Source organism: Pseudomonas sp. NPDC089401, from assembly GCF_044749485.1.
Classification (GTDB): domain Bacteria; phylum Pseudomonadota; class Gammaproteobacteria; order Pseudomonadales; family Pseudomonadaceae; genus Aquipseudomonas.
This window is the reverse complement of record NZ_JBIVIA010000001.1, coordinates 457,518-478,327: the sequence shown is the minus strand read 5'-3', so window position 1 is coordinate 478,327 and position 20,810 is coordinate 457,518. Positions and strand designations below refer to the sequence as shown.

Genomic DNA, 20,810 nt, shown 5'->3' with positions numbered 1-20,810 from the left:
CTCTCGCTCTAGCTCGTTGACCACTCAGTTGAAGAAGCGCTGGCCGTTCTTGGCCATTTCACGCAGCTTCGCGGTCGGGTGGTACAGCGGGCCCAGGTCGGCGTACTGGTCGGCCAGGGCAACGAATTCAGCCACCCCGATCGAGTCGATGTAGCGCAGCGCACCGCCACGGAACGGAGGGAAACCGATGCCGTAGACCAGGCCCATGTCGGCTTCGGCGGCGGTTTCGACGATACCGTCTTCCAGGCAGCGCACGGTCTCCAGGCACAGCGGCACCATCATCCAGTTGATGATGTCTTCGTCGCTCACTTCACGCTGTTCGAAGACGATCGGCTTGAGCACGTCGAGTACGGTGGCGTCGAAGACCTTCTTCGGCTTTCCGCGCTTGTCGGTCTCGTAGGCGTAGAAGCCCTTGCCGTTCTTCTGACCCAGGCGGTTGGCCTCGTACAGGGCGTCGACGGCCGAGCGGCGCTCATCCTTCATGCGGTCCGGGAAGCCTTCGGCCATCACGTCGCGGCCGTGGTGGCCGGTGTCGATACCGACCACGTCCATCAGGTAGGCCGGGCCCATCGGCCAGCCGAACTTTTCCATGACCTTGTCGATGCGCACGAAGTCGACACCGGCGCTGACCAGCCTGGCGAAGCCGCCGAAATACGGGAACAGCACGCGGTTGACCAGGAAGCCCGGGCAGTCGTTGACCACGATCGGGTTCTTGCCCATCTTCTTGGCGTAGGCCACGGTGGTGGCCACGGCCACTTCACTTGACTTCTCGCCACGGATCACTTCCACCAGCGGCATCATGTGCACCGGGTTGAAGAAGTGCATGCCGACGAAGTTTTCCGGGCGCTTGAGCGCCTTGGCCAGCAGGTTGATGGAAATGGTCGAGGTGTTGGAGGCGAGAATCGCGTCGTCCTTCACCTGGCCTTCCACTTCCGCCAGCACGGCCTGCTTGACCTTCGGGTTCTCGACCACGGCCTCGACGACGATGTCGACGTTGGCGAAGTCGCCGTAGGACAGGGTCGGGCGAATGGCGTTGAGTGCCTCGGCCATCTTGGCCGGGGTCAGGCGGCCCTTCTCGACGCGGTTGCCGAGCAGCTTGGAGGCCTCGTTCAGGCCCAGCTGGATGGCTTCCTCGCGAATGTCCTTCATCAGGATCGGAGTGCCCTTGACCGCCGACTGGTAGGCGATGCCGCCGCCCATGATGCCGGCGCCGAGCACGGCGGCCTGCTTCACGTCATGGGCGATTTCGTCATGGGCCTTGGCCTTGCGCTTGAGTTCCTGGTCGTTGAGGAACAGGCCGATGAGGCTTTCGGCGACCGAGGTCTTGGCCAGCTTGGCGAAGCCGGCGGCTTCCACTTCCAGGGCCTTGTCGCGGCCGAAATTGGCGGCCTTCTGGATGCTCTTGATGGCTTCGACCGGGGCCGGGTAGTTCGGGCCGGCCTGGCCGGCGACGAAGCCCTTGGCGGTCTCGAAGGCCATCATCTGCTCGATGGCGTTGAGCTTGAGCTTCTCGAGCTTGGGCTGGCGCTTGGCCTTGTAGTCCAGCTCGCCGCTGATGGCGCGCTTGATCAGGTCCAGGGCACCGGCCTGCAGCAGCTCGGGGGCGACCACGGCATCCACGGCACCCACCTTGAGGGCGTCTTCGGCGCGGTTTTCCTTGCCGGCGGCGATCCACTCGATGGCATTGTCCGAGCCGATCAGGCGCGGCAGGCGCACGGTGCCGCCGAAGCCTGGGTAGATGCCCAGCTTGACTTCCGGCAGGCCGATCTTGGCGCTGCTGGACATCACCCGGTAATCGGCCGCCAGGCACATTTCCAGGCCGCCACCCAGGGCGATGCCGTTGATGGCGGCGACGGTCGGCACTTCAAGGTCTTCGAAGGCATTGAAGATGCGGTTGGCTTCCAGGTTGCCGGCGACCAGTTCGGCTTCGGGCAGCTTGAAGTTGTCGACGAACTCGGTGATGTCGGCGCCGACGATGAACACGTCCTTGCCACTGCTGACGATCACACCTTTCACCGAGGCGTCGGCCTTGATGGCGTCGACGGCCTGGCGCAGCTCGTCCAGGGTCAGGCGATTGAACTTGTTGACGGACTCACCCTTGAGGTCGAACTTCAGTTCGACGATGCCGCTTTCAAGAGCCTTAACCGTGATGGCTTTACCTTCGTAAATCATCAACTGATCTCCACGATATGGAAGCTGAACTGTACACGCCGATCGCTGGTGAACAAGCCGGCCTTGCCGCCCTTGCCCCAGGCACACCCGTCAGCGCGCTAGTCGGGATTCTGTATGAGCGAGATGACATACAAACGCTCAATTCATACGCCCGTTTGATTTGGGTATGCACACATTCTCCGAAAAGATCGGCGTTGTCAAATGCTCCCGAGGGAGGTGAAAACGCGACTTTCCGGTCATTTTGTATCGCCGACAGGCAAAACATGATGACAGTGATCGCCGATCATTCATGTCAGCGATTGACCACAGATCAAACGGCGGCGCTGCAAACTTTTCATGCACGCGCCGAGGGAATGGCTACACTGCGACAGACTTCAAGTATTTCCCGGCCTGCCTGGCCTTTTTCTGCCCAGCAGAAACGACAAAGCGGCAACCTGGTTTTCCCGGGTTGCCGCTTTGTCGTTGTGGACGGTCAAGCGAGGGTGTCGAAGACGTGAGCAATATCCTGCAATACAGATTTCTCGCCGCGCTCGCTCCAGTACAGGGCGAGCATGCGCGGGTCGGCCTCGACCTTGTAGACCGTTGCCGGCAGGCGTGCGAACACCTCGTTCAGGCGCGGGTCCTCGCACACTTCCTTCCACTGGTTCCACCAGATGCCCGGGCTGACCTGCCAGTAGCACCAGCTGTCGTCACAGCCCCGACGGCGCCCGCGGTGGTACTGCGGGCACGGGCTCGGCGGCTGTTGCTCCAGCCAGTGCGGCCACTGCTGCGGCGCCAGTTGCATGGCCAGCCCCATGCGTCGCGCCTCCAGGCGCAGGCTCATCTGCTCACTCTGTTTGCGCGACTGGCGCAACCAGGCAAACGGACTGAGTACCAGCGCAAGGATTGACACCACCAGCCATACCGTCATATCTGTAGATTCCATAAAGCGTTGCAAATGAGCGGGTTACTCAGGTTTCACGGATGACCTGCCGGAAAGCGACCATACTTCTACTATCGCGATTGTCAGGAGTACAGCTCATGCCCTACGAACATCTTCTGGTCGCCGTCGACCTTACCGAAGAATGCGACCCGGTGATCAAGCGTGCCATGAAGCTCGCCGAACCCTCGGGTGCCAAGGTTTCGCTGGTGCACATCGTCGAACCGATGGCCATGGCCTTTGGCGGCGATGTGCCGATGGACCTGTCGCAACTGCAGCAGCAGCAGTTCGACCAGGCCAAGGAGCGCATGGACCGCCTGTTCAACAAGTACCCCGACATCAACCGCGGCGACTCGCACCTGACCTACGGCCAGCCGCGCCAGGAAATCCACCAGCTGGCCAAGGACCAGAAGTGCGACCTGATCGTGGTCGGCAGCCATGGCCGGCATGGTTTGGCGTTGCTGCTGGGCTCCACGGCAAATGATGTGCTGCACGGGGCGCCGTGCGATGTGCTGGCGGTGCGATTGCTGAAGAAAGAGTGATGTAAAAAGTACCGGCCTCTTCGCGGGTAAACCCGCTCCCACTGGGATCGCGCAAAGCCCGAGGGCTGCGCAGTACCCGCGAAGAGGCCGGGACAGGTCAATCAGCCTTCCAGCTCAGCCCAGCGCTCGACCAGCGCATCCAGTTCGCCCTGCAGCTTCTCGATCTTGGCCAGCACCGCCGAGGTCTCGGCGATAGGCCGCTGATAGAAGCCCGCAGCGTTCACTTCTTCCTGGGCCTCGGCCATGCGCTGCTCCACCTCGTCGATCTGCCCTGGCAGCATCTCCAGCTCACGCTGAAGCTTGTAGCTGAGCTTCTTCTTCGACGCGTCGGGCACTGCGGCTACAGGCGCAGGTGCCGCTGGCTCCGCGACCTTCTCGACCACCGCGCTGTTGAGTTCGGACTTGCCGCCCTTGCTCTCGGCCACGCCCAGCAGCTTCGGCGAACCGCCCTGGCGGATCCAGTCCTCGTAACCACCGACGTACTCGCGCACCTTGCCCTGCCCTTCGAAGACCAGGGTGCTGGTGACCACGTTGTCGAGGAAGGCCCGGTCGTGGCTGACCATCAGCACCGTGCCCTTGTAGTTGCACAGCACCTCCTCGAGCAGCTCGAGGGTTTCCACGTCGAGGTCGTTGGTCGGCTCGTCGAGCACCAGCAGGTTGGCCGGCTTGCTGAACAGCTTGGCCAGCAGCAGGCGCGCACGCTCGCCGCCGGACAGCGCCTTGACCGGCGTGCGGGCACGTTGCGGGCTGAACAGGAAGTCGCCGAGGTAGCTCAGCACGTGGCGGTTCTGGCCATCGATCTCGATGAAGTCACGGCCTTCGGCGAGGTTGTCGATGACGGTCTTTTCCAGCTCCAGCTGGTGACGCATCTGGTCGAAGTAGGCCACTTCCAGCTTGGTGCCGCGCTCGACCTTGCCGGCGGTCGGCTCGAGGTCGCCGAGCATCATCTTCAGCAATGTGGTCTTGCCGGTACCGTTGGCGCCGAGCAGGCCGATGCGATCCTCGCGCTGCAGGACCATCGAGAAGTCCTTGACCAGCAACGGGCCACCCGGGTGGGCGAAGCTGACGTTCTCCAGCACCATCACCTGCTTGCCGGACTTCTCCGCCGATTCGATCTGGATGTTGGCCTTGCCCTGACGCTCGCGGCGCTCGCCACGCTCCACACGCAAGGCCTTGAGCGCTCGCACACGGCCTTCGTTACGGGTACGGCGGGCCTTGATGCCCTGGCGGATCCACACTTCTTCCTGGGCCAGGCGCTTGTCGAACAGCGCGTTGGCGGTTTCCTCGGCGGCCAGTGCGGCCTCCTTGTGCACCAGGAAGCTGGCGTAGTCGCCGTTCCAGTCGATCAGCCCACCGCGGTCCAGTTCGAGGATGCGGGTGGCCAGGTTCTGCAGGAAGGAGCGGTCGTGGGTAATGAACAGCACCGCGCCATTGAAGCCGTTCAGGGCCTCTTCGAGCCAGGCGATGGCACCGATGTCCAGGTGGTTGGTCGGTTCGTCGAGCAGCAGCAGGTCCGGCTCGGACACCAGCGCCTGGGCCAGCAGCACGCGGCGGCGCCAGCCACCGGAAAGCTCGGCCAGGGTCTTGTCGGCCGGCAGCTGCAGGCGGCTCAGGGTGCTTTCCACCACCTGCTGCAGGCGCCAGCCATCACGCACTTCCAGCTCGTGCTGGACGTGCATGAGTTTTTCCAGGTCGTCATCACCCTGGATGTTCTGGCTCAGGTGGTGGAACTCGGCCAGCAGTTCGCCGACGCCATCCAGGCCTGCGGCAACCACGTCGAACACGGTGCGCTCGTCGGCCACCGGCAGTTCCTGCGGCAGCTCGCCGATCTTCAGGCCCGGGGCGCGCCAGACATCGCCGTCGTCGCCCTTCTGCTCGCCCTTGACCAGGCGCAGCATGCTCGACTTGCCAGTGCCGTTGCGGCCGATGATGCACACCCGCTCGCCACGGGCGATCTGCCAGGACACTTTGTCCAGCAGCGGCATCGCGCCGAATGCGAGGGACACATCGCTGAATTTGAGCAGGGTCATGTTCGTCTCCAGAAAGCGGGCGCGCATTCTACCTGACTTGGCCCCTCGCGGCATTAAGTTGACCACCGCGCAGGGGCTTTGTGACATTCGGTCGAACTTAACGTTTCGATACAAGCACAACGCTTTCACCGGCTGGCGGCAAACGGCTAAGCTAACGCAAAAGGATTTCCACAGTGCTGGCTCCGCCGTCACTCCCCACTGGTTCTACTGCCCGGACGTATCATGCGCAGCCGCCTGTTACAGATTGCTTCCTGCCTGCTGCTCACCGCTGCCACCGTCGGTGCGGCGCAGGCAACCGACCTCACCCAGCAACGTCAGTACTACGACGAGGCCAAGCGCGCACTGGCCAAGGGCGACAAAGGCCCATACCTGCGCTATGCCCAGGCCTTGAGCGACTACCCGCTGACCCCCTACCTGGCCTACGACGAGCTCACCGCACGCCTGAAGACCGCCAGCAACGCGGAAATCGAAGGCTTCCTGGCCAAGCACGGCGACCTGCCCCAGGCCAACTGGATGAAACTGCGCTGGCTGCGCTGGCTGGCCGAGCGTGGCGAGTGGGACACCTTTGCCAAGTACTACGACCGCAAACTCAACTTCACCGAACTGGACTGCCTCAACGGCCAGTACCAACTGAGCCACGGCAAGCGTGCCGAAGGCTTCGCCAACGCAGAGCAGCTGTGGAACGTCGGCAAGACCCAGCCAGCTGCCTGCGACACCCTGTTCGGCATGTGGGCCGCCGAAGGCCAGCTGACCGAAGCCAAGCGCTGGAACCGTGTCAAGCTGGCTGCCCAGGCGCGCAACTACAGCCTGGCCAACAGCCTGGTGCAGGGCCTGACCACCCTCGGCCCGCAGGGCCGGCTGCTGATCGACGTGGCGCAGAAACCGGAACTGCTCAACCAGCCCTCGCGCTTCACCCCGGTCAACGAAGCCATGTCCGACGTGGTCAGCCTGGGCCTGCGCCGCCTGGCACGGCAGGACCCCGAGCGGGCCATGGCGTTGCTCGACGACTATGCCCAGCGCATGCATTTCTCCCGTGACGAGAAGGTCGCCATCGCCCGCGAGATCGGCCTGACCCTGGCGCGCCGCTACGACCCGCGCGCCCTCGACCTGATGACCCGCTACGACCCTGAACTGCGCGACAACACCGTCAGTGAATGGCGCCTGCGCCTGCTGCTGCGCCTGGGCCGCTGGGAAGACGCCTATGAGCTGACCCGGCGCCTGCCCCAGGACCTAGCCACCAGCAACCGCTGGAAGTACTGGCAGGCACGCAGCCTGGAACTGGCCCAGCCGAACAACCCGCAGATCCCGCTGCTGTACAAGAATGTGGCGCGCGAGCGCGATTTCTACGGTTTCCTCGCCGCCGACCGGGCGAAGACCCCCTACCAGCTGAACAACCGGCCGCTGGTGCTGAGCCCGCAACTGGTCAGCAAGGTGCGCAGCACCCCGGGCATCCAGCGAGCCCTGGAGTTCCACGCCCGCGGCCAGGTCGTCGAGGGCCGCCGCGAGTGGTACCACGTCAGCCGCCACTTCACCCGCGACGAAATGGTTGCCCAGGCCCGCCTGGCCTACGACATGCGCTGGTACTTCCCGGCCATCCGCACCATTAGCCAGGCCCAGTACTGGGACGACCTGGATATCCGTTTCCCGATGGCCTACCGCGATACCCTGGTGCGCGAAGCCAAGGTGCGCGGGCTGCATTCGAGCTGGGTGTTCGCCATCACTCGCCAGGAAAGCGCGTTCATGGAAGACGCCCGCTCAAGCGTTGGCGCGAGCGGCCTGATGCAGGTGATGCCGGCCACCGCCAAGGAGACCGCGCGCAAGTTCAGTATCCCGCTGGCCTCGCCACAGCAGATGTTCAACCCGGAAAAGAACATTCAGGTCGGCGCAGCCTACCTGAGCCAGGTACATGGACAGTTCAACGGCAACCGGGTGCTGGCTTCGGCTGCCTACAACGCAGGCCCCGGGCGCGTGAGGCAATGGCTCAAGGGGGCCAAGCACCTGAGTTTCGACGTGTGGGTGGAATCGATCCCGTTCGACGAGACACGCCAATATGTGCAGAACGTGCTGTCGTATTCGGTGATCTACGGGCAGAAACTCAATGTGCCGCAGCCGCTGGTGGACTGGCATGAGCGGTATTTCGACGACATGTGAATTTGGCCAAGCCTGCACAGCCCCGCTCCCACAGCAAAGCATAGCTGTGGGAGCGGGTTTACCCGCGAAAGGGCCGACACAGGTTATTCGAGCACTTCGACGTCCATCCCCACCTCCAGCCAACCACTGCCATCCACGGCCAGGTTCTGCCCGAACAGGATGTCTCCCTCCCGCTCGCGGAAGGTCTTCAAGGTCGTCAATGGTTCCCGGTCCGGGCTGCGCTCCCCAGTGGCCGGATCGAGCGTGGTGAAAATGCACCGTACGCTCGGCTTGAGCACCCGCAACGTCAGCTGGCCAATGCGAATCCGCGTCCAGCCATCCTCGGCAAACGCCTCGCTACCCTGCACCACCAGGTTGGGCCGAAAACGCAGCATCTCCATGGGTCGCCCTACCCGCCGGCTCAACGCGTCCAGCGAGCCCTGACCAATCAGCAACAACGGAAAACCATCGGGAAACGCCGCCCGATCAGTGTTCAGGCCATAACCATTGGGCAGATAACGCGCCCGTTGCTCCGGGCAATGCACCAGGCGCACCGCCTTGCCGAGCCACTGGGACAACCAGGCCGCGGCCTCATCGCCGGCATCCGGAACGCGCAGGGTGTCACGCCAGATAGTCACACCACGCAAGGCCTCGTCGGCCGCCGGCACTGCCACCTGCAGCGGCGCTTGCCCTGGCAGTTCCAGCAGCAACCCGCCCGCCTCGCTTTCGCTGGCCTTGAGCTGACCAAGCTGGGGCCAGGCACGCTGGGTGAGAAAGCGTCCATTGTCTTCTTCCACCACCATCCAGCGCCGGTCACCCAGCAGCCCCAACAGGCCCACCGGCGAGCGTTGCAGGCCTTGCGCCTGCCCCGACTTCACCGGGTACCGATACAACTCACTGAGAAACATCCCTGCCCGCCTCATTGCTGGTCAAAAACCAAGCTTATACCTGGCAGGCAAGCAGATCACGCGCCAGCGGTATCCAGCAGCAGACGCTGCTTGACCACCTCGACCAAGCGATCAGGCTGGAACTTGGAGAGGAAATTGTCGCAACCGACCTTCTTCACCATCGACTCGTTGAAGCTCCCCGACAGCGAAGTGTGCAGCACCACGTAGAGCTTGCGCAGGCGCGCATCGCTGCGGATTTCGGTGGTCAGCCGGTAGCCGTCCATTTCGGGCATTTCCGCATCGGTGAACACCATCAGCAACTTCTCGCACACATCCTCGCCCGCATCGGCCCAGCCCTTGAGCATGCGCAGCGCCTTCAGGCCATCGCTGGCCACATGCAGCTTGACCCCCAGTTGCGACAAGGTATCGCGCAGCTGCGCCAGCGCCACGCTGGAGTCGTCCACCAGCAGCACCTCGCGCCCGCGGGCGCGGGCCAATACCGGGTCAGCCAGCTTTTCGTTGGATACCCGGGCGTTGTACGGCACGATCTCGGCCAGCACCTTCTCCACGTCGATCACTTCCACCAGCTGTTCCTCGACCTTGGTGATGGCGGTCAGGTAATGCTGGCGGCCGGCGCTGGAAGGCGGCGGCATGATGGCTTCCCAGTTCATGTTGACGATACGGTCGACGCCACCGACCAGAAACGCCTGCACCGAACGGTTGTACTCGGTGACGATGATGGTGCTGTCCGGCCCCGGCTGCAGCGGGCGCATGCCGATCGCCTGGGACAGGTCGATCACCGGCAAGGTCTGCCCGCGCAGGTTGACCACGCCACAGACAAAGGCATGGCGCTGTGGCATCAGGGTCAGCTTGGGCAGCTGCAGCACCTCCTGCACCTTGAACACGTTGATCGCGAACAGCTGGCGACCGGCCAGGCGGAACATGAGGATTTCCAGGCGGTTCTCACCCACCAGTTGCGTGCGTTGGTCTACCGTGTCGAGAATGCCAGCCATTGGAAAGCCCCCAGGCTTGAGTCGAAAATGTTGAAATGATTCACCTTATATCGGCGCCTTCACGCCCAGCTTGACCCTTGCGCGAAAATGCCTTGCCGACGATTGATATCACATTACCATCATGCTTTACTGCGGGTGTCACCTCCTGCAGCCCACACAGGGCAACCTGTCGCACCCTAGGCCACCATCAGGGAAACCCCTAGTGGCAATCGGGTGCAACCTGATGTTCGCGCTATCCTTTAGCCATTAATGTGACGCCATTCTCACTGCATGAATGGAGTCAGGCTTTTGCTAGCGATCGACAAGGCGTGGCCATCCCCTGCTCCAGCCCTACGCGCCGGAGTGTCATGATGGACAGCACAGTCTCAATCAACAGCGCCCTGCAGGATTTTCTGCTGGATGCGCAGGTGTTGCTGACCCAGTCCCAGGAATGCCTGCAGCACCTGGAACTGATCGCCAACGACCCCGACGCCTGCCACTGCCTCAGCCACAGCCTCGACACCCTCGCCAGCCGTGCGAGCCAACTGGGCCTGCGCGAAGTCGCCCACTACGCCAGCGGTCTGCAGCAGCTGCTCGCACCGGCCTGCCATGACCGCTGCCTGAACAACCAAGCCCTGCCGGTCCTGGATGCCTGCCTGACCTTGCTCGCCTGGCAGCTGGAACTGGTAGACGTACGCACCGGCCAGCTCGCCCTCGACACCTGCGAACAAGCCGCACTGCTCAGGGAGCTGGCCGCCGCCCTGAAACAACCGCTGCCGCAAACGTGTGCGTCCTGCCAGGAGGCCGACCGCGAATGTGCCCATCCGCCTGCATGGAGCCAAGCCGCTGCATCTTCCAGCCAGCCAACTCAGACGCACTAACGGACAACTAAACGCCTGTTTGCCTGGCTATTTCCAGGCCGATCTTGTGGGTATTCACAAGTTCAGTTGCCCGCTTGCAAAGCGGATATTGACCGCGTTCGAACGAGGGGTCGCAAAGTCAGATTGATCGGTAGCACTTTGATACTAACGATCGGCTTCCCGCCTTCGTCATAACCCCGGAAACCCTGAGGTTTCAAAGCATTACCCAGCCGCGACCAAATCGGCCCGAAGTGTTAACATGCGCGCAAACAAATGCCGACCGGCCGCATGAGAATCGCTTCGACGCTTGTTGAAAACACGACACCGAAGCCCTTGGTAAAACATGTGCACCGTCTCCATCAGCAAGACTTCAGTGGCTTCCCAATCTATGTTCCCACGCTTGAAGATTCCTCTGCGCTGCCGTTCCCGCGCCACCTTGCTGTGCTGGGCGACCGCATCGTTGTGCGTGGTTTCCCTGATTGCCAACCTGCTGCTGTTTGTGGCAGGGAAACCCCTACCCGCTGCCCTTGTACTCCTGCAACTGCTGGCCACCCTCGGCGTCGGCTGGCACCTGCGGCGCGGCGCCAGGTCGATCAGCCTGCGCCCGGCAGAGCTTGCCGATCGCATGCTCAAGGTCCAGGAAGGCGAGCGCCAGCACCTGTCGCGCGAACTGCATGACGACATCGGCCAACTGCTCACGGCCGCCAAGCTGCAACTGCAGTGGTTGCAGCGCCGCCTGCCGGAAGACCTGCAGGCGCCCTGCAGCACCCTGCGCGGCACCCTGGACGACACTTTGAGCAAGGTGCGCGACGTCTCCGCCATCCTCAACCCCCGCCAGCTGGCCAGCCTCGGCCTCGAAGCCAGCCTGCGCGCGCACCTGGTTCGCACCCTGGCGACCAGCGAGGTGCACTGGAGCCTGGAGTGCCAGCAGCGCCTGGGCGGCATCACCGAGGAAGTGGCCATGGCTGCCTTCCGCATCACCCAGGAAGCCGTCACCAACATGCTGCGCCATGCCCAGGCGAACAACCTGACCATCCGCCTGCAACGCGGCCCCGACGGCCTGACCCTGTCGATCAAGGACGACGGCGTGGGTTTCATTCCGGCCGCCAACCCGGCCGAGGCCGGCCAACGCGGCATGGCCGGCATGCAGGAACGTGCCACCGCGCTCAACGGCAGCCTCGAGATCACCAGCCAGCTCGGCCTGGGTACACTGATCGAAGTCGTGTTCCCATGGCCACCGCGCACCCATGAACGCGCCAGGACGCCCGTTGCCCATGACCTGTAGATTGCTGCTGGTGGATGACCACTCGCTGATCCGCGCCGGGGTCCGCGCCCTGGTATCCGATATCCCCGGCTATACCGTGGTCGGCGAAGCCGACGATGGCGACCAGTTGCTCGAACAGGTGCAGAAGGCATCGCCCGACATCGTCCTGCTGGATATCTCCATGCGCTCGACCAGCGGCCTCGACGCCCTCACCCGGCTGCGCGCCAGCGGCAACGCCTGCAAGGTCCTGATCCTGTCCATGCACACCGACCCGGACCTGATCATGCGCGCGCTGGAAAGTGGCGCACATGGCTACCTGCTCAAGGATGCCACCGCCACCGAGCTGGAGCAGGCCCTGGCCGCCCTGTGCAATGGCGAACGCTACCTCAGCCCGGCCATCGCCCACACGGTGATCAACCAGGCGCTGATGCGCGCGCAGAGCGGCAAGCAAGCAGGGGCCGACCCGCACAACCTCACCGCGCGGCAACTGGAGATCCTGCGCCTGATCGTACGGGGTAAATCCACCCGCGAAATGGCCAGCGGCCTGGGCCTGTCGATCAAGACCGTCGAAACCCACCGCTCGCAGATCATGAAACGCCTGCAGATCTACGACGTGGCCGGCCTGGTGCTGTTCGCCGTGCGCGAGAAGATCATCAGCCTGGACGACTGAGCAGCGGTGAATTGGGCGGCAGGTGCAGGTGCAGCGCCGCCGGCACCGCCTCGAAGCGCAGGCTGTCGGCTTGCAGTGGCTCGCCATCGAGGTTGATGTCCAGACCCTGCGAGCAATGGATCTCGACCCACGGCAGGCGTTCACGCACGAACAAGCCCTCCCCCGCCAGCAAATCACGCAGCGCCCCGACCATTTCCTGCGGTGCCGGCAGGATAGCGATGTCGAGCAAACCATCATCGACCCGTGCCTCAGGGCACAGCACCTGCCCGCCACCCGCCTGGCGACCGTTGCCGATCCCCAGCGCCAGCAACTCACCCTGCCACTCGAAACCGGGCCCCTTGAGCGCAACCGAAGCCGCTTGCAGCTCACTGAAGCGCGACAGCCCGGTGAACAGGTAGGCCGCCGCGCCGAGCATTTTCTTCAGGTCTTCGGAGGTGTTGGCGGTCACCTGGCTACCGAAACCGCCCGTGGCCATGTTCAGAAACAGCTGGTCACCCACCCGGCCGAGGTCGACCGGCCGGGCCGGCAGGTCCAGCAAGGCCAGCGCCTCGGCCGGCACCAGGGAAACCCCTGCGGCCCTGGCAAAGTCGTTGGCCGTCCCCAATGGCAGCAACACCAGGCTGGCCTCGGTGGCGGCCTGGCCCATGGCCTCGGCCACGTCACGCAAGGTACCGTCGCCGCCACCTGCGATCACATGGGTATAACCCGCCGCCAGTGCCTCGTCGACCAGGCGCCCGGCATCCCCGGCCTCCCAGGTCACCCGCACATCGAGCCACCAGCCCCGCTCGCGCTGGGCCAGCACCGCCTGACGCACGTCGTCGTTCATCGCCTGCTTGCCATGCAGGATCAACATAGCCTTGCGCTCTTGCATCGCGCTTCTCCGTGAATGATGGGCCGTGCAGATCTCGACCATGGCCGCTGGCAAAATGCTGCATGTCACTCATCAAAGAGATCGCAGGGCGGCGAACAGCTGGGCGAATGCGCTATCGTGCGCTTTACTGATAACTACGGACGCGCCGCGGCGGCAGCCATCGATTGAAGGTTGCCCAGGCGCGTTTTTCGTCCGCGGCCTTCAGCGAGGTTTCCGGCCCATGCGCATCCTCTGGACACTGCCCTACCTGCCCTGGCCGACCACCAGCGGCTGCAAGACCCGGCAATACCACCTGCTGCGCGCCCTGGCGCAGCAGGGCCACCGGATCACCTTGCTGGTGCAGTCGAAGATCCCCTTGAGCGATGCCATCCGCGAAGCCCTGGAGCCTTGGGTCGAGCGCCTGATCGTGCTGCCCCGGCGCGCCCTGAACAACCCGCTCAACCTGCTCGCCTCGCCGATCATCGACTACCCCATGCGAGCCATCATCAATGGCCTGGCCCCCACCCTGCGGCACCGCTTCGAACAGTTGCTGGACGAACCCTGGGACGTCATCCAGATCGAACACAGCTACAGCTTCCAGCCTTTCGAGAAGGCCCTGCAGGCGCGCGGCCTGCCCTACATGCTCAGCGAGCACAACCTGGAGTCGGTCACCGGCGCCGCCTGCCATGACCGCCTGCCGCTGTGGCTGCGTCCGCTCAACGCCTTCGATCGCTGGCGCTACCGGCGCTGGGAGCAGCGCGTGCTGCGCGAACCCAACGAAGTGGTGGCGGTGAGCCCGCACGATGCCGAACTGATCAGCCAGGTCAGCGGGCGCCCGGTCAACGTGGTGGTCAACGGCGTGGATTGCGACTACTACCAGCAGGTGCAACCCGCCCTGCACAGCCAGCGCCTGCTGTTCGTCGGCAACTTCGAGTGCGCGGCCAACCTGGAAGCCGTGGAATGGGCGCTGGAAGAAATCATGCCCCAGGTGTGGATGAGCAACCCGGCCGTGCGCCTGGCGATCGCCGGGCATGCGTTGCCAGCGACCTGGAAGCTGCACTGGAACGACCCGCGTATCGAATGGGTCGGCTACCGCCCCGACCTGCGCGAACTGCAGCAGCGTTCGGCGCTGTTCTTCGCGCCGCTGCGCTACGCCGGCGGCTCCAAGGTGAAGATTCTCGAAGCCATGGCCGCCGGCTTGCCGGTCATCAGTACCGGCAAGGGTGTTTCAGGCCTGGCGGTGAACAATGGCGAGCAGTACCTGGGCAGCGATGACGGCGACCAGCTGGCACTGCTGGTCACCCAGTTGCTCAACCAGCCCTGGCGCCTGTGCCAGCTGAGCGCCGCCGGCCGCCAGTTCGCCCGCCAGCGTCACGACTGGAGCGTGGCCGCCCAGCAACTGGAGACCGTGCACATGCGCCTGACCCAGTCGGCCACGGCCGGCGCCAGGCCCCCCGCCAGCACCTGGCTTGGCCGCTCAGCCGAGTAGTTCGCTCAGCGGAATGAACGGCACGCTGTCACCGACCTGCGGTGTGCTGCCTTCACGCACTTCCACCAACCCCTCGGCCCAGGCCGCGCTGCGCAGCACACCAGAGCTCTGGTTCTTGTAGATGCGCACCTGACCGTTGTCGATGCGCGCACGCAGGTATTCGCGGCGGGTCCCGGCCTTGGGCCAGTCGAAGCCGGCCGGCACGTCGAAGCGCAGCGGCGTGACCTCGCCCACGCCCTGGCGGCGCAGCAGGTAAGGGCGTGTGAGCAGGCCGAAGGTAACCAGGGTCGAGGCCGGGTTGCCGGGCAGCCCGATCACCGGCACGCCGCGATAATGGCCGAAGGTCAGCGGCTTGCCCGGCTTGATCGCCAGCTTCCACAAGGCCAGCTCGCCCGCTTCGCGCAGGGCTGCACCGAGGTAGTCGGCCTCGCCCACGGACACCCCGCCGGTGGACAGGATCAGGTCGACATCGCCCAGCCCTCCCAGGCAGTCACGGGTGCGCTGCAGGTCATCGGCAAGGATGCCCATGTCGCGCACTTCGCAGCCCAGGCGTTGCAGCCAGCTGACCAGCAGGCGCCGGTTGCTGTTGTAGATCTGCCCCGGCCCCAGTGGCAGGCCCGGCTCGACCAGTTCGTCACCGGTAGACAGCACCGCCACCCGCACGCGCCGCACCACCGTCAGCTCGCCGTAGCCCAAGGTGGCTGCCAACCCCAGTTCGATCGGCCCCAGCCGCGTGCCCGCCACCATCACCTGTTCGCCCTGGCGAGTCTCCTGGCCTTGGGGGCGGACATTCTGGTCGAGCCGCAGCGGCTCGAGGAAGCGCACCCGGCCATCGGCCAGCACCTCGGTATTTTCCTGCATTTCGACACAATCGGCACCGGCCGGCATGGGGGCACCGGTGAAGATCCGCGCGCAGGTGCCCGGCTGCAAAGGCTGCGGCGCATGGCCGGCGAAGATCCGCTGGCTTACCGCCAAAGGCTCTGCCTGCAGGTCGGCCAGACGCAGGGCATAGCCATCCATGGCACTGTTCGGCCAGGGCGGCAAATCAAGGCTGGCGACCAGGTCGGTGGCCAGCACCCGGCCCTCGGCGTCAGCCAGGGAAACCCGTTCGGTTTCCTTGATCGGCGCGGCCTCGGCCAGCGCCAGCAGGCGCTCCAGGGCCTCTTCCACCGGCATCAGCGGCCGGGCTTGCGGCGCCTCAGCCACGGGTTTCACAGGCCGGCGCCTGCTTCAGGTGCGCAACGAAGTTGCACGGCCGGTGGCGGGCGTCCAGTTGCTCGGCGAGGATGCCGTCCCAACCGGTGCGCACGGCATTGGTCGACCCCGGCAGGCAGCACACCAGGGTGCCATTGGCCAGGCCCGCCAGGGCGCGCGACTGCACGGTGGAGGTGCCGATGTCGGCCACGGAGATCTGCCGGAACAGCTCGCCGAAACCTTCCACCTGCTTGTCCAGCAGGCAGGCGACCGCTTCCGGGGTGCTGTCACGGCCGGTGAAGCCGGTGCCACCGGTGATCAGCACCACCTGCACGCTGTCGTCGGCGATCCACGTGGCGACCTGGGCGCGAATCTTGTACAGGTCATCCTTGAGCAGCACCCGCGCAGCCAGGTTATGGCCGGCGGCGCCGAGGCGGTCGACGAAGGTCTGGCCGGAGGTATCGGTGTCGAAGGTGCGGGTATCGCTGACCGTCAGCACGGCAATGTTCAGCGCCACGAAGGGGGTATCTGCCTTGGCTTTCATGTGTGTCCGTCGCAGGGAAAAGGGATGCGGCATTTATATCACAGCCCGCCATTGCGCCAGCGCCGGCCGATCCAGGTCAATATCCGGTAAATGCCGCTATGCTGCACTGCAAAGGTATTCGAAAGGAACTTTGCACGAACGTGCTGCGTCATAAAAGTCATCTAGCACCATCGCACTGGAGAAACACGATGATTCAACGGACCCTTCCCGCCTTCCTGCTCGCTCTGGGCCTGGGCGCCCTCGCCGGCTGCGCCTCGCCGACCGTGATCACCCTGAACGACGGCCGCGAGATCCAGGCTGTGGATACCCCCTCCTATGACGAGGACTCCGGCTTCTACGAATTCGAACAACTCGACGGCAAGCGCACGCGCCTGAACAAGGACCAGATCCGTACCGTCAAAGAGCTGTAACAGAGCCTTTTTCGAGCCTTGGCCCTCGCCTTTGCGAGGGCTTGCGCGCGAAAAATGGATGCAGTAGGATTTTGTTCATCGGAGTGTAGCGCAGCCAGGTAGCGCGTCTCGTTCGGGACGAGAAGGCCGCAGGTTCGAATCCTGTCTCTCCGACCAGATCCTCCCCGAGAAGCCCGCCTTGTGCGGGCTTTTTGTCGTCTTGCAAACGTCGGTCAGGCGGTCAGCCGTGAAGTGACCTCACCCAACTGCCCCGACAACCCGTGCAGGCGATGCCCCGCCTCCTCCGTCTGCTGCACCGCCTGCTGGTTGGCCGTGGCGATGCGGGTGATCTCGATCAGGTTGCGCGAGATGTCCTCGGCCACGCTGGTCTGCTCCTCGGCCGCGGTGGCGATCTGCCGATTCATGTCGCGAATCGCCTCCACCGCCGTGGTGATGCGCTGCAGCATCTGGCCGGCCTGCTGCACCTGCTCGGCGCCTTCCTCGCTGCGTTGCTGGCCACTTTCGATGGCCTTGACCGCCTCCACCGCGCCCGACTGCACCGCCTCGATGATCTGATGGATCTCGGCGATCGACGCCGCCGTGCGCTGGGCCAGGCTGCGCACCTCGTCGGCGACCACGGCAAAACCGCGCCCGGCCTCGCCGGCGCGGGCTGCCTCGATGGCGGCGTTGAGCGCCAGCAGGTTGGTCTGCTCGGCAATGCCACGGATCACTTCCAGCACCTTGCCGATGCGCGAGCTGTCGCTTTCCAGGTCACGGATCACGGCAGCGGTGCCGGCGATCTCGCGGTTGACCACGCCGATGATGTCGATGGTCTGCTGCATGACCTGCTCACCGGCCTGGGCGCTGTGGTCGGCATCGTCTGCGGCCCGCGCCGCCTCGGCGGCATGCCGCGCGACTTCCTGGGCGGTGGCGGACATCTCGTGCATGGCCGTGGCCACCTGGTCGGTGCGCTGGAACTGGTCCTGGGTGCCGCGGGCCATGTCCCCGGCGATGTTGCGCAACTGGCCGCTGGCGCCATCGAGTTCCTGGGCGTTGTCCTTGAGGCGGCCGACGGTTTCGGCAAGGAAGTCACGCAGGGTATTGGCCGCCCGGGCAAGCCGCCCCAGCTCGTCTTCGCGGCGGCTGTCGACGCGCGCGGCGAAGCGGCCATGGCTGAGCTGCGCGACGTATTCGATCAGTTGGCGAATCGGCTCGATCAGGCTGCGGTTGACCAACCAGAGACTGAACAGGCCGACCAGCACCGCCGACCCCAGCATCACCAGTACACCCAGCCACACGGTACGCTCGGCACTGGCGCTGATGTCGGCGGCACGGGCCCGGGAGTCGGCGCGCAACTGCTCGACCAGCGCACTCATCTGCTCGCTGGCGGCACGGTCCACGCCTTTCACGGCCTGGTCACCGGCCACCGGATCAGCGCCTGCGGCGAGGAACGCCTGTCGCCCCTGCTCGTAGGCCAGGCCAAGCTGCCGGTGGCTGTCACGCAGTTGCTGCAGCGGTGCCTTGAGGGTGGCGTCGCTGCTGTCGATCAGTTGCCCGAGCAACTGCTGCACCTGCTGCTCACGGGCCTGAAACTGCTGCCAGTACTTGTCCAGCTCGGCTGGCTGGCGGCCGCGCAGGAGCACGTTCTTCCACTCCTGCACCTGGATCTTGAACTGCAGGTTGGCCTCGTCGATCAACTGCGATGCCCGTAGCGTCCCATCGACCAGCTCGGCGTAGCCGCGCACGCTGGAGGACAGGAACTGGAAGCACACCAGGGCGATCAGCAGCATCGCCGCCAAGCTGCCGCCAAGCAGGGTGAGGATTTGTGTGCGGAGGGATTTACGCAGCATCGCGGATCTCGGAACAAGGATAAAAGGGAATGGCGCGTGGTTGGCAGCGCCGCGACAGACATCCTTGTCCTCGTACGCTGGGCAAAAAAAAGCTGCCATCGATCGATAGCAGCCAGGTCGAGCACTTACACAACAGTTGAACGCCATACTCTCAGGCAATTGCTACAGAAATATTACATTTCCACGACCCTCAGCCCGTGGTGAACTGCAGCTGCGCCAGGCGCGCATACAACGGACTTTCCTCGACCAGTTGCCGATGCGTCCCCACCGCCACCAGCCGCCCCTGGTCGATGACCGCGATGCGGTCGGCGTGCTGCACCGTGGCCAGGCGATGGGCGATGACCAGCGTGGTACGCCCGGCCATCAGCCCGGGTAGCGCTTGCTGGATCAGGTGCTCGCTCTGCGCGTCGAGGGCGCTGGTGGCCTCGTCGAGCAGCAGAATCGGCGCATCCACCAGCAACGCGCGGGCAATCGCCAGGCGTTGCTTCTGCCCGCCGGAGAGGCCGACGCCACCCTCCCCCAAAGGCGTCTGGTAGCCCTGGGGCAGTTGCCGGATGAACTCATCGGCGTGGGCGCCGCGAGCCGCGGCCTCGACTTCGGCCTGGGTCGCCTCGGGGCGGCCATAGCGGATGTTGGCCTCGACCGTGCCGCGGAACAGCGACGGGTTCTGCGCCACCAGGGCGAACTGGCGGCGCAGGTCGGCCGGATCCAGCGCGCTGATCGCTTGGCCATCGAGCAGGATGCGGCCCTGCTGCGGGTCGTAGAAGCGCAGCAGCAGGTCGAACAAGGTCGACTTGCCCGCGCCGGACGGCCCGACCAGCGCCACGGTCTGGCCCGGCTCGATGTTCAGGCTGAGCTGATCGATGGCCGCGACCGAGGGCCGCGAAGGATAGGCGAAGGCCACCTGCTGCAGCTCGATGCGCCCGCCACCCGGCTGGCGCCGCAGGGGCAGCGGCGCATCCGGGGCGAGGATGGTGCTCTGTGCCGCCAGCAGCTCGGCAATGCGTTCGGCAGCGCCGGCAGCGCGTTGCAGCTCGCCGATCACCTCGCTGAGGGTGCCGGAGGCGCTGCCGACGATCAGGCTGTAGAACACGAACGCCGCCAGTTCGCCTGCCGAGATACGCCCATCGATCACGTCCATGCCGCCGACCCACAGCATCACCCCGACCGCGCCCAGTACCAGCACGATCACCAGGGTGATCAGCCAGGCGCGCTGGGCAATGCGCTGGCGGGCCACGGCAAATGCCGCCTCGACCGTGCCGGCGAACAGTTCGCGATCACGCCCCTGGTGGTTGTAGGCCTGCACGGTCTTGATCTGCCCCAGGGTTTCGGCCACGTAGCTGCCGACGTCCGCCACCCGGTCCTGGCTCTGCCGCGACAGGCTGCGCACACGCCGGCCGAACAGCAGGATCGGTGCCAGCACCAGCGGCAGGGCGATCACCACGATACTGGTGAGCTTGGGGTTGGTGATGAACAGCAGCACCACGCCGCCAAGCACCATCAGGGCGTTGCGCAGGAACAGCGACAGCGACGAACCGATCACCGTTTGCAGCAAGGTGGTGTCGGTGGTCAGCCGCGACTGGATCTCGGAGCTGCGGTTGTCCTCGAAAAAGCCCGGGTGCAGCCCGATCAGGTGGTCGAACACCGCGCGGCGGATATCCGCCACGACGCGCTCACCGATCCAGGACACCAGGTAGAAGCGGCTGAACGTGCCGACCGCCAGGGCCAGCACCAGCACCAGGAACAGACCGATGGTCTGGTTGAGCTGGTGCGCCGAGCCGGTCATGAAGCCCTGGTCGACCAACAGGCGGATGCCCTGGCCCATGGACAAGGTGATGGCGGCGGTGACCACCAGCGCCAGCAAGGCCAGCAGCGCCTGCTGGCGATAGGGGCGCATGAACTGCCAGGCGAGCTGCAAGGCTCGGCGTTGACGGGAAGAGACCGGATCAGGCATGGCGCGGACCAGAAAGACACGAAGTAGCCTGAAGCCTATCACTCCTCGTCACGGGCAATGATTAATAGCCCAAC

At 64.8% G+C, this 20,810-nt stretch carries 18 protein-coding genes, 1 tRNA gene and 1 pseudogene; 9 read left to right on the top strand and 11 right to left on the bottom strand.

Annotated elements, in window-relative coordinates; genetic code table 11:
- Positions 1-24: 24 nt before the first annotated feature.
- The gene (gene fadB / locus ACIP21_RS02205; RefSeq protein ID WP_400683436.1) at positions 25-2,172 is read right to left on the bottom strand and encodes a fatty acid oxidation complex subunit alpha FadB; all 2,148 of its coding nucleotides are present in this window, start codon (positions 2,170-2,172) and stop codon (positions 25-27) included.
- A 17-nt stretch (positions 2,173-2,189) separates the two neighbouring features.
- Here fadB and ACIP21_RS02200 point away from each other — a divergent pair, with 17 nt between their 5' ends.
- Entirely contained in the window at positions 2,190-2,669 is a 480-nt protein-coding gene (locus tag ACIP21_RS02200; RefSeq protein WP_400683433.1) for a hypothetical protein, read from the top strand.
- On the opposite strand, the gene ACIP21_RS02195 is transcribed toward ACIP21_RS02200, so the two are convergent.
- Positions 2,645-3,082, bottom strand: a complete 438-nt coding sequence (locus ACIP21_RS02195; RefSeq protein ID WP_400683430.1) for a hypothetical protein — start codon at positions 3,080-3,082, stop codon at positions 2,645-2,647. The genes ACIP21_RS02200 and ACIP21_RS02195 overlap by 25 nt on opposite strands.
- A gap of 110 nt (positions 3,083-3,192) precedes the next feature.
- Here ACIP21_RS02195 and ACIP21_RS02190 point away from each other — a divergent pair, with 110 nt between their 5' ends.
- A complete protein-coding gene (locus tag ACIP21_RS02190; protein ID WP_400683427.1) occupies positions 3,193-3,633 on the top strand; it encodes a universal stress protein in 441 nt (146 codons plus the stop codon).
- Positions 3,634-3,734: 101 nt separating this feature from the next.
- Here ACIP21_RS02190 and ACIP21_RS02185 read toward each other — a convergent pair whose 3' ends face one another.
- A complete protein-coding gene (locus ACIP21_RS02185; protein WP_400683425.1) occupies positions 3,735-5,663 on the bottom strand; it encodes an ATP-binding cassette domain-containing protein in 1,929 nt (642 codons plus the stop codon).
- A gap of 222 nt (positions 5,664-5,885) precedes the next feature.
- Here ACIP21_RS02185 and ACIP21_RS02180 point away from each other — a divergent pair, with 222 nt between their 5' ends.
- A complete protein-coding gene (locus tag ACIP21_RS02180; RefSeq protein WP_400683423.1) occupies positions 5,886-7,814 on the top strand; it encodes a transglycosylase SLT domain-containing protein in 1,929 nt (642 codons plus the stop codon).
- Between the two features lie 83 nt (positions 7,815-7,897).
- On the opposite strand, the gene ACIP21_RS02175 is transcribed toward ACIP21_RS02180, so the two are convergent.
- Both ACIP21_RS02175 and ACIP21_RS02170 read right to left on the bottom strand, forming a co-directional pair.
- Positions 7,898-8,701, bottom strand: coding sequence for an MOSC domain-containing protein (locus ACIP21_RS02175; RefSeq protein ID WP_400683420.1), 804 nt, complete (start codon positions 8,699-8,701; stop codon positions 7,898-7,900).
- A 56-nt stretch (positions 8,702-8,757) separates the two neighbouring features.
- Positions 8,758-9,693 (bottom strand): chemotaxis protein CheV, encoded by a 936-nt coding sequence (locus tag ACIP21_RS02170; RefSeq protein ID WP_400683417.1) that lies wholly within the window; start codon positions 9,691-9,693, stop codon positions 8,758-8,760.
- Between the two features lie 350 nt (positions 9,694-10,043).
- On the opposite strand from ACIP21_RS02170, the gene ACIP21_RS02165 reads away from it, so the two are divergent.
- From ACIP21_RS02165 to ACIP21_RS02155, 3 genes are all read left to right on the top strand, one after another.
- The gene (locus ACIP21_RS02165) at positions 10,044-10,553 is read left to right on the top strand and encodes a histidine kinase (RefSeq protein WP_400683414.1); all 510 of its coding nucleotides are present in this window, start codon (positions 10,044-10,046) and stop codon (positions 10,551-10,553) included.
- A 367-nt stretch (positions 10,554-10,920) separates the two neighbouring features.
- Entirely contained in the window at positions 10,921-11,817 is an 897-nt protein-coding gene (locus ACIP21_RS02160) for a sensor histidine kinase (protein WP_400684286.1), read from the top strand.
- Positions 11,807-12,466 (top strand): response regulator, encoded by a 660-nt coding sequence (locus ACIP21_RS02155; protein WP_400683411.1) that lies wholly within the window; start codon positions 11,807-11,809, stop codon positions 12,464-12,466. The genes ACIP21_RS02160 and ACIP21_RS02155 overlap by 11 nt, the downstream gene beginning before the upstream one ends.
- On the opposite strand, the gene yegS is transcribed toward ACIP21_RS02155, so the two are convergent.
- Positions 12,450-13,337, bottom strand: coding sequence for a lipid kinase YegS (gene yegS, locus ACIP21_RS02150; RefSeq protein ID WP_400683409.1), 888 nt, complete (start codon positions 13,335-13,337; stop codon positions 12,450-12,452). The two genes, ACIP21_RS02155 and yegS, sit on opposite strands and share 17 nt — an antisense overlap.
- Positions 13,338-13,557: 220 nt before the next feature.
- Between yegS and ACIP21_RS02145 the strand changes: the two genes are divergently transcribed.
- Positions 13,558-14,805, top strand: coding sequence for a glycosyltransferase family 4 protein (locus tag ACIP21_RS02145; RefSeq protein ID WP_400683406.1), 1,248 nt, complete (start codon positions 13,558-13,560; stop codon positions 14,803-14,805).
- Here ACIP21_RS02145 and glp read toward each other — a convergent pair.
- Together glp and moaB are read right to left on the bottom strand one after the other, a co-directional pair.
- Positions 14,794-15,981: a gephyrin-like molybdotransferase Glp gene (gene glp, locus ACIP21_RS02140; RefSeq protein WP_400684284.1), complete on the bottom strand. Its 1,188-nt coding sequence runs from the start codon at positions 15,979-15,981 to the stop codon at positions 14,794-14,796. The two genes, ACIP21_RS02145 and glp, sit on opposite strands and share 12 nt — an antisense overlap.
- Before the next feature lie 22 nt (positions 15,982-16,003).
- Positions 16,004-16,543, bottom strand: a complete 540-nt coding sequence (gene moaB, locus ACIP21_RS02135) for a molybdenum cofactor biosynthesis protein B (RefSeq protein ID WP_400683404.1) — start codon at positions 16,541-16,543, stop codon at positions 16,004-16,006.
- Between the two features lie 188 nt (positions 16,544-16,731).
- On the opposite strand from moaB, the gene ACIP21_RS02130 reads away from it, so the two are divergent.
- Positions 16,732-16,953 carry a YgdI/YgdR family lipoprotein gene (locus ACIP21_RS02130; protein WP_110631211.1) on the top strand — a complete coding sequence of 74 codons (222 nt, stop codon included), beginning with the start codon at positions 16,732-16,734 and terminating at the stop codon, positions 16,951-16,953.
- Positions 16,954-17,032: 79 nt separating this feature from the next.
- Positions 17,033-17,109, top strand: a tRNA-Pro gene (locus ACIP21_RS02125).
- A gap of 56 nt (positions 17,110-17,165) precedes the next feature.
- Here the strand turns inward: ACIP21_RS02125 and ACIP21_RS02120 are convergent.
- The 3 genes and pseudogenes from ACIP21_RS02120 to ACIP21_RS02110 form a co-directional block, all read right to left on the bottom strand.
- Positions 17,166-17,870, bottom strand: a complete 705-nt coding sequence (locus ACIP21_RS02120) for a methyl-accepting chemotaxis protein (protein ID WP_400684281.1) — start codon at positions 17,868-17,870, stop codon at positions 17,166-17,168.
- A gap of 228 nt (positions 17,871-18,098) precedes the next feature.
- Positions 18,099-18,209, bottom strand: a pseudogene (locus tag ACIP21_RS02115) (hypothetical protein); the annotation flags it as partial.
- A gap of 763 nt (positions 18,210-18,972) precedes the next feature.
- Positions 18,973-20,736, bottom strand: a complete 1,764-nt coding sequence (locus tag ACIP21_RS02110) for an ABC transporter transmembrane domain-containing protein (protein ID WP_400683398.1) — start codon at positions 20,734-20,736, stop codon at positions 18,973-18,975.
- Positions 20,737-20,810: the final 74 nt, after the last annotated feature.